Source organism: Nocardioides sp. BE266 (genome assembly GCF_031457855.1).
In the GTDB taxonomy this organism is placed as follows: domain Bacteria; phylum Actinomycetota; class Actinomycetes; order Propionibacteriales; family Nocardioidaceae; genus Nocardioides.
In genome coordinates this window covers 141687-157759 of record NZ_JAURTI010000008.1, presented here as the reverse complement: position 1 = coordinate 157759, position 16073 = coordinate 141687, and the positions used below count along the sequence as shown (strand labels likewise).

The 16073-nt window shown below is 72.5% G+C and carries 15 protein-coding genes; 7 read left to right on the top strand and 8 right to left on the bottom strand.

The genetic code is table 11. The annotated features are described in order from the left end of the window. The first annotated feature begins 20 nt into the window (after positions 1–20). A complete protein-coding gene (locus tag J2X46_RS21045) occupies positions 21–500 on the top strand; it encodes an N-acetyltransferase family protein (protein WP_310254050.1) in 480 nt (159 codons plus the stop codon). Between the two features lies 1 nt (position 501). Here J2X46_RS21045 and J2X46_RS21040 read toward each other — a convergent pair whose 3' ends face one another. The 8 genes from J2X46_RS21040 to J2X46_RS21005 form a co-directional block, all read right to left on the bottom strand. Further along, positions 502–2118: an AMP-binding protein gene (locus J2X46_RS21040; RefSeq protein ID WP_310254047.1), complete on the bottom strand. Its 1617-nt coding sequence runs from the start codon at positions 2116–2118 to the stop codon at positions 502–504. A 342-nt stretch (positions 2119–2460) separates the two neighbouring features. Beyond that, a complete protein-coding gene (locus tag J2X46_RS21035) occupies positions 2461–3267 on the bottom strand; it encodes an ABC transporter permease (RefSeq protein WP_310254045.1) in 807 nt (268 codons plus the stop codon). Position 3268: 1 nt separating this feature from the next. Further along, a complete protein-coding gene (locus tag J2X46_RS21030) occupies positions 3269–4075 on the bottom strand; it encodes an ABC transporter permease (RefSeq protein WP_310254042.1) in 807 nt (268 codons plus the stop codon). Beyond that, complete coding sequence (locus tag J2X46_RS21025; protein ID WP_310254077.1) at positions 4075–4989, bottom strand: ABC transporter ATP-binding protein; 915 nt, start codon at positions 4987–4989, stop codon at positions 4075–4077. Before J2X46_RS21025 ends, J2X46_RS21030 begins: the two co-directional genes overlap by 1 nt. A gap of 42 nt (positions 4990–5031) precedes the next feature. Then, positions 5032–5862: a hypothetical protein gene (locus J2X46_RS21020; RefSeq protein WP_310254041.1), complete on the bottom strand. Its 831-nt coding sequence runs from the start codon at positions 5860–5862 to the stop codon at positions 5032–5034. 28 nt (positions 5863–5890) lie between these two features. Then, positions 5891–7315 carry a hypothetical protein gene (locus J2X46_RS21015; RefSeq protein WP_310254040.1) on the bottom strand — a complete coding sequence of 475 codons (1425 nt, stop codon included), beginning with the start codon at positions 7313–7315 and terminating at the stop codon, positions 5891–5893. Beyond that, entirely contained in the window at positions 7312–8301 is a 990-nt protein-coding gene (locus J2X46_RS21010; RefSeq protein ID WP_310254039.1) for a hypothetical protein, read from the bottom strand. The genes J2X46_RS21015 and J2X46_RS21010 overlap by 4 nt, the downstream gene beginning before the upstream one ends. Further along, positions 8298–8753, bottom strand: coding sequence for a hypothetical protein (locus J2X46_RS21005; RefSeq protein ID WP_310254037.1), 456 nt, complete (start codon positions 8751–8753; stop codon positions 8298–8300). Before J2X46_RS21005 ends, J2X46_RS21010 begins: the two co-directional genes overlap by 4 nt. Before the next feature lie 191 nt (positions 8754–8944). On the opposite strand from J2X46_RS21005, the gene J2X46_RS21000 reads away from it, so the two are divergent. The 6 genes from J2X46_RS21000 to J2X46_RS20975 all read left to right on the top strand — a co-directional run bounded on the left by J2X46_RS21000 (position 8945) and on the right by J2X46_RS20975 (position 16067). After that, positions 8945–9652, top strand: coding sequence for a hypothetical protein (locus tag J2X46_RS21000; protein WP_310254035.1), 708 nt, complete (start codon positions 8945–8947; stop codon positions 9650–9652). 144 nt (positions 9653–9796) lie between these two features. Beyond that, the gene (locus tag J2X46_RS20995; RefSeq protein WP_310254033.1) at positions 9797–10144 is read left to right on the top strand and encodes a YciI family protein; all 348 of its coding nucleotides are present in this window, start codon (positions 9797–9799) and stop codon (positions 10142–10144) included. A gap of 35 nt (positions 10145–10179) precedes the next feature. Continuing rightward, positions 10180–11463, top strand: a complete 1284-nt coding sequence (locus J2X46_RS20990; protein WP_310254030.1) for a sigma-70 family RNA polymerase sigma factor — start codon at positions 10180–10182, stop codon at positions 11461–11463. A 55-nt stretch (positions 11464–11518) separates the two neighbouring features. Further along, on the top strand, positions 11519–14590 hold the full coding sequence (locus J2X46_RS20985; protein WP_310254028.1) for an FtsX-like permease family protein: 3072 nt from the start codon (positions 11519–11521) through the stop codon (positions 14588–14590). After that, positions 14590–15417, top strand: a complete 828-nt coding sequence (locus J2X46_RS20980) for an ATP-binding cassette domain-containing protein (RefSeq protein WP_310254026.1) — start codon at positions 14590–14592, stop codon at positions 15415–15417. Before J2X46_RS20985 ends, J2X46_RS20980 begins: the two co-directional genes overlap by 1 nt. Continuing rightward, the gene (locus tag J2X46_RS20975; protein WP_310254024.1) at positions 15414–16067 is read left to right on the top strand and encodes an ATP-binding cassette domain-containing protein; all 654 of its coding nucleotides are present in this window, start codon (positions 15414–15416) and stop codon (positions 16065–16067) included. The genes J2X46_RS20980 and J2X46_RS20975 overlap by 4 nt, the downstream gene beginning before the upstream one ends. The last annotated feature ends 6 nt before the right edge of the window (positions 16068–16073 follow it).

The window sequence follows — 16073 nt, the reverse complement described above, 5'->3', positions numbered from 1 at the left end:
GCCGGTGGACAATGTGCGGAATGGACATCCGCCGCGCACTTCCCGCCGACCTGCCGGCCGTGTCGGCGATCTACGCCCGCGAGGCGCGCGAGGGGTACGCCACCTTCGACCTCGAGCCGCGCCCGATGGCGCTCTGGGAGGAGAAGCTGGAGTCCGGGGACCACTTCCTCGTCGCGGAGCACGACGGCGACGTCATCGGCTATGCCTCGTCGGCGCCCTTCCGGCCCAAGCCGGCCTACGGCCACACGCGCGAGACGGGCGTCTACGTCGCGCCCGGGCACCAGGGGCTCGGCACCGGCCGCGCGCTGTACGACGCCCTGCTCGCGCGGCTGGTCGAGGACCGGGTCCACACGGTCGTGGCAGGCGTCGCCCTGCCCAACCCGGCCAGCCTGGCGCTGCACCGCGCGTGCGGCTTCGAGCAGGTCGGCGTGATGCGCGAGGTGGGGCGCAAGTTCGACCGGTGGATCGACCTGGCGTGGCTGCAGAAGGTGCTGGCCTGATTCAGGCCAGGCCGAGCTCCTTCGCCGACACCTCGCGCATCTCCACCTTGCGCACCTTCCCGGTGACCGTCATCGGGAACTCCTCGACCACCATGACGTAGCGCGGGATCTTGTAGTGCGCGAGCTTCCCGGTCGCGAACGCGCGGACGGAGTCGGCGTCGAGCGGCTCGGCGCCCGCACGCATCCGGACCCACGCGCACAGCTCCTCGCCGTACTTGTCGTCGGGGACGCCGATGACCTGGACGTCCTCGATGTCGGGGTGCGTGTAGAGGAACTCCTCGATCTCGCGCGGGTAGATGTTCTCGCCGCCGCGGATCACCATGTCCTTGATCCGCCCGGTGATCCGGACGTAGCCGGCGTCGTCCATCACCCCGAGGTCGCCGGTGTGCATCCACCCGTCGGCGTCGATCGCCTCGCGGGTCTTCTCCTCCTCGTCCCAGTAGCCGAGCATCACCGAGTAGCCGCGGGTGCAGAACTCCCCCGCCTCGCCGCGCGGCACGGTGTCGCCGCTGACCGGGTCGACGATCCGGATCTCCAGGTGCGGGCCGACGCTGCCGACCGTGCCGACCTTGCGCTCCAGCGAGTCGTCGGTGTGCGTCTGGGTCGACACCGGCGAGGTCTCGGTCATGCCGTAGCAGATCGTCATCTCGTCGATCCCGGCCGCGATGAGCTTCTTCATCATCTCCTCAGGGCACGGCGAGCCGGCCATGATGCCGGTGCGCACCGAGGAGAGGTCGAAGCTGTCGAGGTCGGGCAGCGCCCACTCGGCGATGAACATCGTGGGCACGCCGTAGAGCGAGGTGCACCGCTCCTCCGACACCGCCTTCAGGGTCAGTGCCGGGTCGAAGCCCGGCGCGGGGATGACCATCGCGGCGCCGTGCGAGGAGCACGCCAGGTTGCCCATCACCATGCCGAAGCAGTGGTAGAAGGGGACCGGGATGCAGACCCGGTCGACCTCGGTGTAGCGGCAGCCCTCGCCGACGAGGTAGCCGTTGTTGAGGATGTTGCGGTGGCTCAGGGTCGCGCCCTTGGGGAAGCCCGTCGTGCCCGACGTGTACTGGATGTTGATCGGGTTGTCGGGTGCCAGCGACGCGGAACGGGCAGCGAGGTCATCGGCGCTGATCCCCTCACCGTCTGCGAGCAGACCCGACCAGCTCGCCTCGTCGTCGAGGTAGACCACGCGCTCCAGGGCGTGGTTGCCCGAGGCCGTCTCCTCGACCATGCCGCGGTAGTCACTGGTCTTGAACGACGTCGCACACACCAGCAGCCGCATGCCCGACTGGTTGGCGACGTAGGCGAACTCGTGCGTGCGGTAGGCCGGGTTGACGTTGACCAGGATCGCGCCGATGCGCGCCGTCGCGAACTGCACCAGGGTCCACTCGGCGCTGTTCGGCCCCCAGATGCCGACCCGGTCGCCCTTGCCGACGCCGGCGCCGATCAGCCCGCGTGCCACCCGGTCGACGTCGGCGTCGAGCTCGGCCCACGTCCACCGCCGCCCGCTCGCGCACTCGACCAGCGCTTCGCGGTCGGCGTACGACGACACGGTGCGCGCCAGGTTGGCCCCGATCGTCTCCTCCAGCAGCGCCGGTGTGGACTCGCCCGTGGCGTAAGACTCCATGCCCGGCAACCTAGGACGGCCGTCGCGGCGTTGGCCAGAGGTTGGTCCGGGGTCCGCCGCCATGACGTCATGGAGACCGGTCGCCGGGTCCAACCCTCACCGTGACGCCGAGGGGCCTCGCACATCCTGATCTGGCGAGGTCTGGACAAAGCCGGAGCGTGCTCTGCGACGGACGCGCGCTCATGCCGCAATCAGATCGTCCGCACCCTGTCGCGTTGATCATCAGGCCTGAACGGCGTTCGCTCGAGAACGGCTCGGTTGCGCGGTTCTCGTGACGTGCCTGGTACGTCACGACGACCACACTCCGCACGAGGCCCGCTCGCGCGACCCCACTCCGCGCGATCAGGTCAGCAGCAGCCGGTCGAGCCGGCGGCGCACGACGAGCAGGCCGATCACGCCCATCACCACGAGGTAGACGACCGAGAGCCCGGACTCCCAGGTCACGACGCCGGTGGTGAGCTCACGGCACAGCACGACGCCGCGGTAGAGCGGGGTGGCCTCGACGACCCAGCGCAGCACGCCGTCACCGAAGGCCTCGACCGGGAAGAACGTCGCCGAGAACAGGAACAGCGGCATCTGCGCGAGCGTGATCTTGTCGAAGTCCTGCCAGGACTTCATCCACGTCGTCAGCGCCATGCACACGGCCGAGAACGCGAAGGCGATGAGGATCGCGGCCGGCAGCGCCAGCACGGCCCACCACGAGTCGACGAGACCCATCACCAGCATCACGACGAGGAAGGCGGCGGAGTAGACCGACCCTCGGATCAGGCCCCACGCGATCTCGCCGCGGGCGATGTCGCCGGTCGTGAGCGGGGTGGCGAGCATCTGGTCGTAGAGCTTCTCGTACTTCAGCTTGAAGAAGACGTTGAAGGTCGAGTCGAGCAGCGCACCGTTGAAGGCCGAGGTGGCGAGCATCGCGGGCGCGACGAAGGCGGCGTAGGGCACCTGCTCGCCGTGGAACTCGAAGGAGTCGATGAGCTGGCCGACGCCGATGCCGATCGAGAAGAGGTAGAGCACCGGCTCGAGGAAGCCGGTGAGGAAGAGCTTCCACGCCGACTTGTAGACGATGAAGTTGCGCAGCACCAGCAGTCGCGCGGCGTGGGCCGGCGTCAGCGGCGCGGGGATCGCGGTCGTGGAGAGGGTGGCCACGTCACACCTCCAGCCGCTTGTCGAGGCCGGTGACGGCCCAGCGCCAGCCGAGGACCGACAGCGCCACCAGCACGCCGAAATTCAGCGCGGCCAGCGGCCAGTCGACCGTGTCGAGGCAGAACATCCGCGACAACGAGACGCCGTGCCACAGCGGGGTCAGCCGGGCGACCCACTCCAGCACCGGGCCGAGGTTGGAGATCGGGAAGAACGCGCCGGAGAAGAGCGTCAGCGGCAGTACGCCGAGCCGGAACAGCACCCCGAAGCCCTCCTCGGACTTCAGCCGGGCGGAGTAGCCGAAGGTGAGGAGCGAGAAGGCGGTGCCGACGAGCACCTGCGACACCCACGCCAGCAGCGGCCCCCACCAGCTCTCGAACACCCCGAAGGGCGCGAGCACGAGCATGAAGACCGCGCACGCCGAGGCGACACGGAAGACCACGAAGGCGACGAACGCGTTGACCAGGTCGCGCACCGCGAGCGGCGTCGCGAGCTGGGCGAAGAACGTCTTGTGCCACTTGATGGCGCCCATCACGGGGTACGTCGACTCGCTCACCGCGATCGTCATGGCGTGGGACGCGACGAGCCCCGGCACGATGAACGCGAGGTAGGACGTCGCGCCCTCGAGCTTGTCGGGGTCGCCGTCGATGAAGCCGCCGAGCAGCACGCCCATCGCGACGACGTAGAACAGCGGGGTGGCGAAGGAGCTGACCACTCCCCCGCGCCAGGTGCGCTTGTAGACCGTCAGCCAGTAGTCGTACTGGCGGGCCATGCCCTCCCGGGCGGACAGCGAGCCCTGCAGCGACGTGGCCATCAGTCCGCCAGGCTCCGGCCGGTGAGGCGCAGGAAGACGTCCTCGAGGGTGGAGCGGCGCACCAGCGTCGCGATCGGGTGCAGGCCGCGCTCGAGCACGGCGGTGATGACGTCCTCGCCGCGGTCGCTGTAGACGAGCAGGCGGTCGGGCAGCACCTCGACGCGGTCGCCGAGGTCCTCGACCTTCTCCGCCAGCGCCTCGTGCTCGCCGACGCCGAAGCGGAGCTCGGCGACCTCGCGAGTGGAGTGGGTGTCGATCAGCTCGCGCGGCGAGCCCTCGGCGGCGATCAGTCCCTTGTCCATCACGACCAGGCGGTCGCACAGCTGCTCGGCCTCGTCCATGTAGTGGGTGGTGATCACCAGCGTCACGCCCGCCTGCTTGAGCCGGAACAGCTGGTCCCAGAGCACGTGGCGAGCCTGCGGGTCGAGGCCGGTCGTCGGCTCGTCGAGGAGCAGCACGTCGGGGTTGTTGATCAGGCTGCGCGCGATGGTGAGGCGACGCTTCATGCCGCCCGAGAGGTCCTCGACCTTCGACTTCGCCTTCTCGGTGATCTGGGCGAACTCGAGCAGCTCGTGGGCCCGGTCGCGGCACGTCGCGCGGTCGATGCCGAAGTAGCGGCCGTAGATGTAGAGGTTGTCGAAGACGTTGAGCTCGTTGTCGAGCGTGTCCTCCTGCGGGCAGACGCCGAGACGACCGCGGATGGCCGGACCGTCGGTGGCCGGGTCCATGCCGAGGATCCGCAGCTCGCCGGAGGTCACCGGGCTCACCGAGGCGATCATCCGCATGGTGCTCGACTTGCCGGCACCGTTGGGCCCGAGGAAGCCGAAGGCCTCGCCCTTGCGGACCTCGACGTCGATGCCCTTCACTGCCTCGAAGTCGCCGAAGGACTTGCGCAGCCCCCGCGCCGAGATCATGGATTCCGTCACGTGTCCCGACCTTAGTTGAGAGCGGGGACGCTACCCGGCAGGGCGCGGCCCCCACATCTGCTCCAGCCGGTCGTGGTCGCGACCGTGGTCGGGATTGATCTGGAAGTCGATCACGTCGGGGAACCCGCCGTTCGGCGTCTCGACCTTCACGCTGATGTAGTCGATCGGGCCGACCTCCGAGCGCCAGACGATCTCGGCGACCTGCTCCACGACGTCGTCGACGACGACCGCGTCGTCGGCCATCAGGTCGACGTCGGCCGAGGACCCGTTGGTCGGGGTGGCACGGCCGTACGAGGAACGCACCACGGCCGTGACACCCGGCAGCGCGGAGGCTTCGCGGGCGACGCCGCGCATCAGCTCGTGGCAGCCGTCGACCTCGCATCCCTCGAGGTCGTCGTCGTCCTCGGAGACCGGCGTCCACTCGCTGCCCTGGGGGCGCTTGCCCCACCGATCCTCGAAGGAGGTGCGGTCAGCACCGAAGTCGTAGAGCACCGTCTCGCCGTACCCGTCGCGGAGCGTGCCGACGACACTGAGGGTGTCGAGCGGGGTGACCCCGGAGCGCCAGGCCGCTTCGGCGACCGAGTCGAAGAGCGCGTCGAGGTCGGCCGAGACGACGTCCTTGCCGGCGAGGTCGACAGCCACGCCGAGGTACCCGTCGGTGGTCGTCTGTCGCCGGGTGCTGCGCACCGACCGGACCGAGTCGGACGACTCGAGGTCCGAGACGAGGTCGGCGACCTGGCTGGTGCACTCGCCGCAGCCAGCCGGCACCTCCGGTCCGGGAGGGGCGTCCAGGACACCGCATCCGGCCGTCGCGGCGACCAGCGCCGACGCCGCGAGCAACGTCCCGAGCCGCCCCCTCATGGCCGACACTCTGCCACGCGCGCCGGCATCACCGGGTGACCTGGTAGGACACCAACGGGCCGGAGGTGCCACTGCCGAGGTAGCCGTCGTCGTGCATCCGGGTGATCTCGTCCTGGATCGAGCCGTTGGTCGATGCGTCGGCCGCGGCGGCCCCGTTGGCGTAGTGGCCGAGCCCGTGGTTGTCGCCGATGTCGCTGCTGCCTTCGTCGAACTTCACCGTCGTCCGGTTGGGCTGGTCAGGGTTGTCCTCGCCGTCGAGCAGCGGCACCGCGTCGCCACGGTTCTCGAAGTGGATGGCGTGGGTGCTGTCGGGCAGGTGGGTCACCTGCGCGGTCGGCGAGCCCGCCGTCACCACGTGCTCGACGTTGAAGTGCCGGGCGAACTCGGGATCGGCGGCCAGTGACGTCGACACCATGCCGCCCTGCGAGTGGCCCACGAGCATGACGTCCTTGCCCTCGAGGCCGGCGTCCAGCATCGCCTGCTGGATCCCGCGACCGTAGGCGCTGTCCATGCCGCCGATGAGCTGGTAGTTGGTCTCCATGTCGCGAGCGTGCTCGCCGTCCTGCGGGATCGGGCTCATGTCGTCGGTGCCGGGGATGTAGACGATGTACTTGTCGCCGACCTGCTGGATCTGGATCGCGCCGTGGAGTCTCGGGTCGTCCTGGTCGATCTGGTTGGTGGCGTCGAGCTGCTTCATCAAGTCGCTGAGACTGCCCGGCACCTCGTTGGAGGCGCCTCCGGTGAAGTCGGCGATCGGGTTCACCTGGTAGTCGGTGTCGTTGCCGAGCAGCAGTGACAGCAGCCGCGCCGCGTCGTTGGTGGTCGCCTGGTTGATCGGGCCGTCGCCGGGGTTGAGCAGGCCGAGCCCGGGCACGAGGTTCTGCAGCAGCCCGCCACCGCCGTTGATGAGGTGCTGCGCCAGCTCGGGGTGGTCGTGGAGGAGCTGGCCGAGGTCCTCGGCGAGCTGCGCCTTGAGCGCCTCCTGCTCCTCGGGCGACAGCGTGGAGTAGTACGCGTAGCTGATCCCGCCGGCCGCGAGGAGCGCCGGCAGCGCCGCGACCGTGCCGGCCAGCAGCAGCTGCCCCAGCGCGTTGTCGAGCATCTCCATGGCGTGCCGCGAGAGCGAGTCGCTCGCCTTGAACGCCGCGATCACCGCTCGTACGCCGAGCGCGTCGGCCTCGATGCCGATGGCACGGACGGTCAGGCCGTTGGCGCCGGTCGTGGCGTCGAGGACCTGGACCTCGGCGTCGCCGAAGGAGATCGGCGAGAGGATCGCCGACTCGAGTAGGTCGCCGTTGGCCATGATCCGCGCACCCAGCCCGGCCATCTCGACGAAGTCGCCGGCCTGCCGCTCGTAGCGCTCGGCCAGGGCGAGCATCTGCTCGTAGCCTGCCTCGACGCCGTGGGAGCCGCCCGACACCGACTCGATCGGGGGAAGGGTGCCGCTGGTCATGAGGCCACCTCCGCCGCGAGGACCGCGAGGGCGCGGGGCAGGTCGGTCGGCTCCTGCCGCTCGATGCGGACCATCGCCCACCCGTCGCGGGTGAACGGGGTCAACGACCGCCAGCCGTCGTGGAAGAGGACCCACTCCACGATGCCGGCGCCGGGACGGCCGCGCTCGCTGCGGCCCATCACGGCCGCGTGCAGGCGACCGCGCGACGCGCTCTCGAGCTGCTCGTGCCAGCGTCGTACGTCGCCGTCGTCGGCGGTCTCGAGGTGCTCGAGGTCGGGACCGGCGAGCGTCATCCCGGAGTAGTCGGACACCATCTGGTCGAGGAGCTCGAAGCGGCGGCGCTGCACGGCCTCGCCGGTCGCGAGGAGCAGGTCCCACGAGGTCTCCACGACCGCCGGGAGCGGCTCGTCAGCGGTGTCGGCGCTGAGGGTCCGCGTGTCGATCCACGCGGCGCGGCCGAGCTCGAGCCACCAGTCGTCGGCGGAGAGCCAGGTCAGCTCGAAGGTCGCCCCGTCGGCGGTGGAGAGGCACACGACCCAGTCGTCGAGGTTGCGGTGCCAGCTGCGCACCCGGGCCTTGCCTCGGGCCAGCGACACGAGGAGCTCGAGCTCCACCGCGAGCGCCGGCGAGTGCCACACGGTGAGCACCGCGCCGCCCTCCTGCGAGGGCGTGCCGCCGTCGAGGAGCCCCGACGCCGCCAGCAGCGCGTCGAGGTCGGCCACCTCGTCGGTGGCCTCATCCGTGAGCTCCTCTGCGTGCTCCTCGGCCGGCACCTCGGGTCGCTCCGGCTCCTGGCCGAGGCTGCCGAGCCGATCACCGAGGCTCTCGAGCGAGCCGGAGGAGACGACCATCTGCTCGGCCGGCGACGGGACGCCGGCCAGCTCGGCGAGGCGGTCGAGCGCGGCTCGCGGGAGCCGCACGCGGCGCGGGGTCACCCTCCGCGGCTCGACCTCGTTGCCCTCGGCGTCGAGCAGCACCGCGCTCATCGGCCGGCCCCCGGGATCTGGTCGGGCACGTCGAGCCAGTCCTTGTGCCCCTCGGGCGGTGGCTGGAAGGAGGAGAGCATCTCGTCGATCGGGTCGGGGGTGACCTTCTTGATCAGGTCGAGCGCCTTGTCGGCGAGGTCGGCCAGGCGCGACTTGGCGCCCTCGATCAGGCCCTTGACGCGGTGGGCGATCTCGCGGATCAGGTCCTTGAGGCGGTCGACCTCGTCGGCGTGGTGGCGCAGCGCCTGGGCGGCGTCGTCGTGCTCGTCGGCGGTCGTGCGCAGGGCGACGGCTCGCTCCGCCATCCGCTCGCGCATCGCCTGCGCGGCGCGGCCCTCCCAGACCACGAGCTGGGAGGCGCTGACCAGCTCGTCGGCGTCACGACGGATCTCGGCACCCTGCTCGGCCATCTGCTGGGCCAACCGCCGGATGACTCCGGTGTCTCCGTACATCTGTGTCTCCTCGAGGAGGGGCCGGGGCGGCCGTTGCGGGCGTGACATCCAGATGCCCCGGGTGGCGGAGGTGCAAACCCGCGCGACGCCGGCTGTGGAAAGGTGCCGCGGACGTACCCGACGCGGGGCTGGCGGCGGCCTCCCCCACGGACCACACTCGGCAGGAGGGAGCAGGAGGGAGGGGGTGTCCGATGGGCGTCGCACTCGCACGGCTCTGGGCCGCCGCCGCGCTGGTGACGTCGGGCGCGCTGATGTACGCCGCCTCGTGGCAGCGCTGGGCGCACGACTGCCCGTGGGGCCACGACCCCGACTCCCTCGCGTGCAACCGGGCGCAGGACCACCTCTACGACTTCGTGCTGCCGACCGATCCCTGGGTGCCGATCGGCACCGCGGCACAGCTGGCCGGTGTGTCGTTGGTCGTCGGGGCCCTCGCCCTGCCGGGCCTCGCAGTCGCGATGCGTCCGGGCCGGCGCCCCGGCCCGGTGACGGTGCTGGCCGTGGTGGTCGCGGTGCTGGCCGCCGTCGATGTCGGGGTGGCCACGTGGCGCTCGGGCCACGAGGGCGTCGTCGTACCACCCGTGACCGACGACCTGGCGCTGTCGCTGTGGCTGCTCGCGCCGTTCGGCCTGCTGCTGTGGCTCGGGATCTCCGTGTGGATCGGCGAGCAGGCCCGCGTCCGGGCGGGTCTCGCGATGGCGCTGCTGCTCCTGGGCAGTCCGCTGATTGCGTTCTTCTCCTACGCGATCGGGCCCTTCGACGCGGCTCCCTGGTGGGAGGCGACGATGGGCGTGTTCACCGCGGCGGGCGGCCTCTGCGTCCTGCTGGCGGGCCTGCGACGGCCGGCTCGACGCACGTCCCCGATCGGCGCGGTCGCCACCGCGAGCCGCCCGGGATCGTGACACTGGCGGCTCCGGAAGACTCGTCGAAAAGTTCCGGACCCCGATGTCGAGAACCGCCGAGGCCGTTCGACGTACGTCCGAGAAGCACGATCCGACCCCAACACCAGGAGCACCGCAATGCCGCGATTCATGGGTTTCGTCAGGATGGAAGAGAACATCGGCACGCCACCGCAGTCGCTGTTCGACGCGATGGACGTCCACATCGGTGAGCGTGCCGCCAAGGGGATCTTCCTCGACGGCGGCGGCCTCTACGGCACCGAGGACGCCGTCAACTTCGTCGTCCGCGATGGTGAGGTCACCCGCGTCGACGGCCCCTACGCCGAGGGCAAGGAGGTCGTCGGCGGCTGGGCGATCATGGAGTACGCCGACCTCGACGCGGCCGTCGCCGACCAGCAGGAGTTCGCCCGGCTGCACGCCGAGCACTGGCCCGAGGTGACCGTCGTGGCCACGCTGCGCCAGATCTCCGAGGGCCCGGAGGCCCCGGACGCCTGAGTCCCGGTGCGGGTCGTCCTCACTACGCTGGCCGCGTGCCGGCGACGAGCGACGACCCCACCGATCGGATCAGGGAGGCCGTACGTGCCGCGTGGCGGGCCGACTCGGCCCGCCTCGTCGGCGCCCTCACCCGGATGACCCGCGACGTCGAGCTCGCCGCCGACCTCGCCCAGGACGCCCTCGTGGCCGCCCTCGAGCAGTGGCCGACGACAGGCGTCCCGGAGAACCCGACCGCCTGGTTGATGACCACCGCGAAGCGGCGCGGCATCGACCACTTCCGTCGCGCCGACACCCTGCGCCGCAAGGTCAGTGAGCTCGAGCGCGCCGTCGGAGAGGAGGGAGACGTGCCCGACCTCGAGAGCCAGGTGGACCACATCGAGGACGACGTGCTGCGCCTCGTCTTCCTGTCCTGCCACCCCAGCCTGACCGCCGAGTCCCGCGCCGCACTCACGTTGCGCCTCGTCGGCGGCCTCACGACCGCCGAGATCGCCCGGGGCTTCCTCACCTCCGAGTCGACGATGGGTCAGCGCATCTCGCGCGCGAAGAAGACCCTGGCCGAGGCGCACGCGGAGCTCGAGCTGCCGACCGGCGACGATCGCACCAGGCGCCTCGACGACGTCATGGCCGTCATCTACCTGATCTTCAACGAGGGCTACACCGCGACCGCCGGCGAGGACTGGATGCGCCCGGACCTCGTGGCCGAGGCGACGCGCCTCGCCCGGATGCTCTCCGCGCTGGCGCCCGACGAGCCGGAGGTGCTCGGGCTCCACGCCCTGCTCGAGCTGCAGGGCTCCCGGACCGCGGCGCGGGTCGACGACGACGGGGTGCCGGTCCTGCTCGAGCAGCAGGACCGCAGCCAGTGGGACCAGCTGATGATCCACCGCGGCACCGCTGCGCTCCGGCGCGCCGAGGCCGTCGCCGCACGCGGGGTCCCGGTCGGGAGGTACTTCCTCCAGGCCGCGATCGCCGAGCAGCACGCGATCGCGGGCCGCGCCGAGGACACCGACTGGCGTCGCATCGCCGGGTTGTACGACGTCCTCGCCGGGGCCGCGCCCGGACCGGTCGTCGAGGTCAACCGGGCTGTCGCCCACGGCCGTGCCTTCGGGCCCGAGGCCGGCCTCGCCGTGCTCGATGCGGTCGACCCGGCCGCGCTCGGCGACTCCCCGCTCGTGCCCAGCGTGCGCGGTGACCTGCTCGAGCGGGCGGGTCGGCACGCCGAGGCGGCCGAGGCGTTCACGGACGCGGGACGTCGTACGCGCAACGCGGGTGAGCGGGCGGTCCTGACGCGCCGGGCGGCCGACAACCGCGACCACGCGTGACGGGGCCCTTGCTGCCGGTACGCTCCCCGCACCGCACGAGCGACAGGAAGTGGCCATGAGGGGCTCGCGATCGCCGCGCAGCGCGCGCTGGTCGTCGCTCCGGTTCGCCTGGCGCTCGGCGTCGGGGCACCGGCTCGGGCAGACCCTCGCCCTGCTCGCCGTCGCCACCCTCATCACCGCGTGCACTGCCTTCGCGCCGGTCTACGACCGCGCGATGCAGCAGGCGCTGGTCGACACCCTGCTGGCCCGGGCCGGAACCGACGGCACGACCGTCATCGTCGAGTCCGCCGCCCTCAACTTCGCCGGCGGCGCGACCGAGGCACGCGACCCCCGCGAGCTGCAGGGGATGGTCCCCGCCGACATCTCCGCCGTGCTCGACCCGCCCGTGCTGGGCCGGACGGCGGTCGTCACACCGGTCGCGGGCGACGTACCCCCGACCGGGCAGCTGGTCTGGCGCGACGGGGGCTGCGACCACGTCCGCGTCCTCGACGGGGCCTGCCCGGCCGGGCCCGGCGAGATCCTGGTGAGCGAGGCGGACGCGGACCTCTTCGGCCTCGCCACCGGCTCGACCACGAAAGTGGGCTCGGAGGGCGACGGACCGCAGGTCCGGCTCGAGGTCGTCGGCACCTACGCCCCCGCCGACGAGGAGTGGTGGCAGGGCCTCACGCTCGTCGAGCACGCGCTGGTCACGGGCGGCACCGACCCGTCGGCCGCCCACGACGCCTGGCTGACGACGGAGAAGACCTTCGCCGGGAGCCCGGTCCTGCCCGGGGAGACCTCGCAGGTCTCCGCCGTGGTGCCCACACCGGAGACCGGCGTCGACGACGTGCTGGCCCTCGGCGACGGCGTACGCCAGCTCGCTCGCGACCTGCGCGGCGACGGCCAGGACCTGCACGTCCGCACCGACCTCGGCGACCTCGCCGCCGAGGTGCGCGCGCAGGCGCAGCAGGCCCACCGCACAGTGCCCCTGCTGCTGGCGCCGATGGCCGTGCTCACCCTCTTCGTCCTCTGGCTCGTGCTCACCGCCGCGACGCGCCAGCGCCGCGGGGAGGTCGCCGTCGCCCGGCTCCGCGGTCGCGGTCCGGCCGGCGCGGCCGCGCTGCTGCTGGTCGAGCTGCTGCCGGTGCTGCTCGTCGGCGTGGTGCCCGGCATCGCCCTGGCACTCGCCGGCGGCGCCGTGGCCAGGTCGCTGCTGCCGGGCTCGGCGCCCTTCGAGGCAGGCCCCGGGTTCGTCACCGCCGTGGCCCTCGCGGTCCTCGCCATCGTGCTGACAGCACTCGCGGCCGCCGTGCGCGTCGCCCGCGAGCCGCTCGACGACCTGGTCCGCAGCGGCTCGGTCGCCTCACGCCGCTGGTCGCTCGGCGCGCCCGACGCCGTCCTCGTCGCCGTCGCCGGGACGGGAGCCGTGGCCTTCGTCGCCGGTGGGCTCAGCGGGTCGTTCGCGCTGGCGGGACCAGCCCTGCTGGCGCTCTTCGTGGGCCTCGTCGTCGGGCACGTGGCCGCTCCGCTGGCCAGCGCAGCCGGGCGCCGGCTGCTGGGGCGCGGCCACCTCCTCGCGGGGCTCAGCCTGCTCGAGACCGGTCGCCGCCGCGACACCCGCGCGGTCATCGCGGTCATCACCGTGGCCTGTGCACTGGCCGTGTTCTCCCTCGACGCCCTGGCCGTCGGCGCCCGCAACCGCGCCAACGCCAGCGAGCACGACGCCGGGGCGCCCGTCGTCCTGCACGTGGAAGGCAGCGACCTCGACGGCGTACGTGCCGCGCTGGTCGACGCCGACCCGAGTGGGCACCGCGCGACGCCCGTCGTCGTGGCGTCAGGTACGACGCTGGCCGTGGAGCCCGACGGCTTCCGCCGGGTGGCCTACTTCCCGCGCGGCGCACCGAGCGACGCCGAGTGGCAGGCCCTCGCTCCCCCGGCTGCCGAGCCGGTGACGCTGACGGGATCGCGCATCTCCCTCGACGTGCAGTCGGGCGACGTGCTGACCGCGCAGGACGTGCTCGGCAGCGACTCCGAGCTGCGGCTCCGCCTGGTCGTCACCACCGCCACCGGCGTCCCCCACACGATCTTCCTGGGTGTCGTCCCGCCGGCGGGCGAGCGCACCACCCTCACGGTCCGGCAGGCCCCGTGCGTGGGCGGGTGCCTGCTGTCGGCCGTCGAGCTCTCGGCTGCGCAGGGGGTCCAGGTCGTCGGCGCAGTCGAGCTCAGCGACCTGCGCGTCGACGGGCGCCCGGTCACCTTCCCGGCGGCTGCCGAGGACTGGAACACCACCGAGGACGCGCACATGGTGCTCACTCCTCAGAGCACGTCGTCGGGCGCGCTGCGGCTGTCCCTCGGCATCCGTGGCTTCTACCCTGCCCCGATCAGCCCGGCCTGGGTGCCCGCGACCCTGCCGGCGGTGCTGCCCGACGACGGTCGCGACCCCGAGGGCCTCGTGGTGGCCGGCCTCGACGGCAGCGACCGGGCCGCCGCACCCGTCGGCGAGGTCGCGCTGGTCCCGTCGCTGCCGCGCCGCTCGGCGCTGGTCGGCCTCGACGCGGTCTCCCGCGGCGCCGAGATCACCGTCGACTCGTCGTTGCAGGTCTGGCTGGTCGACGACCCTGACCTCGAGACGGCGGTCGAGGCCGCGCTGCGCGAGCACGGCGTCGCGGTGACCGACGTACGCCGCGCGTCGACGGTGCGGCAGTCGTACGCCGACACGGTGGCGACGTGGAGCCTGGCCCTCGGCGCGGTCGTCGGCCCGGCGGTCATCCTCGTCTCACTGCTCGTCCTGCTGGTGCTGGCGGCCACGGGGTGGCGCGCGAGCGCCCGCAACCTGGCCATCCTGCGGCTCAACGGCGCCCGACGCCGTACGACGTCGCGGCTGGCCGTGCTGGCCCAGCTGCCGGCCCTGCTGATCGGGGTCATCGCCGGGGTCGTCGCGGGCACGGCCGGCGCTGCACTGGCGATGCCGGACGTGTCGTTCCTGCCGGCTCCACCGGGGGTGCCTGTGCTCGACACCGCGACCGCGTGGCCGGCCGTGCTGTGGGCAGCCGCCGCGTGTGCCGTGGTGCTGCCCGCCGTGGCTGCGGCGGCCGGGTGGGCCGTGTCCCGGCGCGCGCACCTCGACCGCGTGAAGGAGGGCGCCTGATGCCCGGACTCCCGATCCGCACCCGCGGGCTCGTGCACATCTACCACGCCGAGGGCCACGACGTCGCCGCGCTCTCCGGCATCGACCTCGACGTCACCGCCTGCGAGATGGTCGGCCTGCTCGGACCTTCCGGCTCCGGCAAGTCGACGCTGATGAGCCTGCTCGCCGGGGTGCTGCGACCGAGCGCCGGCAAGGTCTTCGTCGGCGACACCGAGGTGTCCGCGGCCCAGCCGCGCGACCTCGACCGGCTGCGTGCCCGGGAGGTCGGGCTGATGCTCCAGGGCGCCGCCCGCAACCTGCTCCCCAACACGACCGCGGCCGACAACGTCCGGTTCGCCCAGCACCCCGCCCGCCGGGCGGGCGCCGACCTGGCCGACCCGCTCGAGGTGCTCGACGACGTCGGGCTCGCCGACGACGCCGACCGCCCGCTCGACGAGCTGACGCCGGGCGGGCTCCAGCTCGCCGCGGTCGCCGTGGCGATCTCGACGCGGCCCGGGCTGCTGCTCTGCGACGAGCCCACCAGCCAGCTCGACCACGCCGCCCGCGACCGGGTCCTGGCCGCGCTCGCGCACGTCAACACGTCGTACGGCACGACGGTCGTGCTGGTCACCCACGACCCCGACGTGGCACGGGTGCTCCCCCGCACCGTCACCATCCGCGACGGCCGGATCGGTGGCGAGGGCCGCAGCGGCGAGGAGTACGCCGTCGTCACCGCCGACGGCTTCCTCCCTCTGCCCGGCCACGCCCGCGACCGGCTGCCGCCCGGCACGCTGGTCCGGCTCCACGAGGTCGACGACCACTTCGAGCTCCGGGCGGAGGAACCATGAGCGACCTGCAGGCAACCGGGCTGGGCGTCACCTACGGCACCACCGTCGCCGTGCACCCGATCGACGTCACGGTGCCCGGCGGACGGATGCTGGCGGTGACCGGTCCCTCGGGCGCCGGGAAGTCCTCGTTGCTGTGGGCGCTCGCCCGCGCGGTGCCGGGCGCGACCGGGTCGGTCACGGTCGGTGGTGTCGTGCTCGGGGACCGCGAGCAGGCCGCGCGGGCCGGCGTCGTACTGGTGCCGCAGGACAACGGCCTGAACCCCACCCTCTCGGCGGAGGAGAGTGTCCTCGTCCCACTGCTCGCGCTCGGCGTGCCCGCGCGCGAGGCCTCGCACCGGGTCGGCGAGTCACTGACGCGGGTCGGCCTGGCGGAGTTCGGCCGCCACCTGGTGGACCAGCTGTCCGGCGGCCAGCAGCAGCGGGTCGCCCTCGCTCGCGCCTTCGCACTGCGTCCGGCGGTGCTGCTCGCCGACGAGTCGACCAGCGACCTCGACGCCGCCAACCGCGAGCTGATGCTCGCCGCGCTGCGGGAGGAGGCCGCCCGCGGCGCCGCCGTCGTACTGGCCACCCACGACCCCGAGGCGGCCGCGGAGACCGACGGCACGCTGGCCCTCGACGAGGGCGCGGCCACCTGGGTCAGGTCCTGGTGACGACCT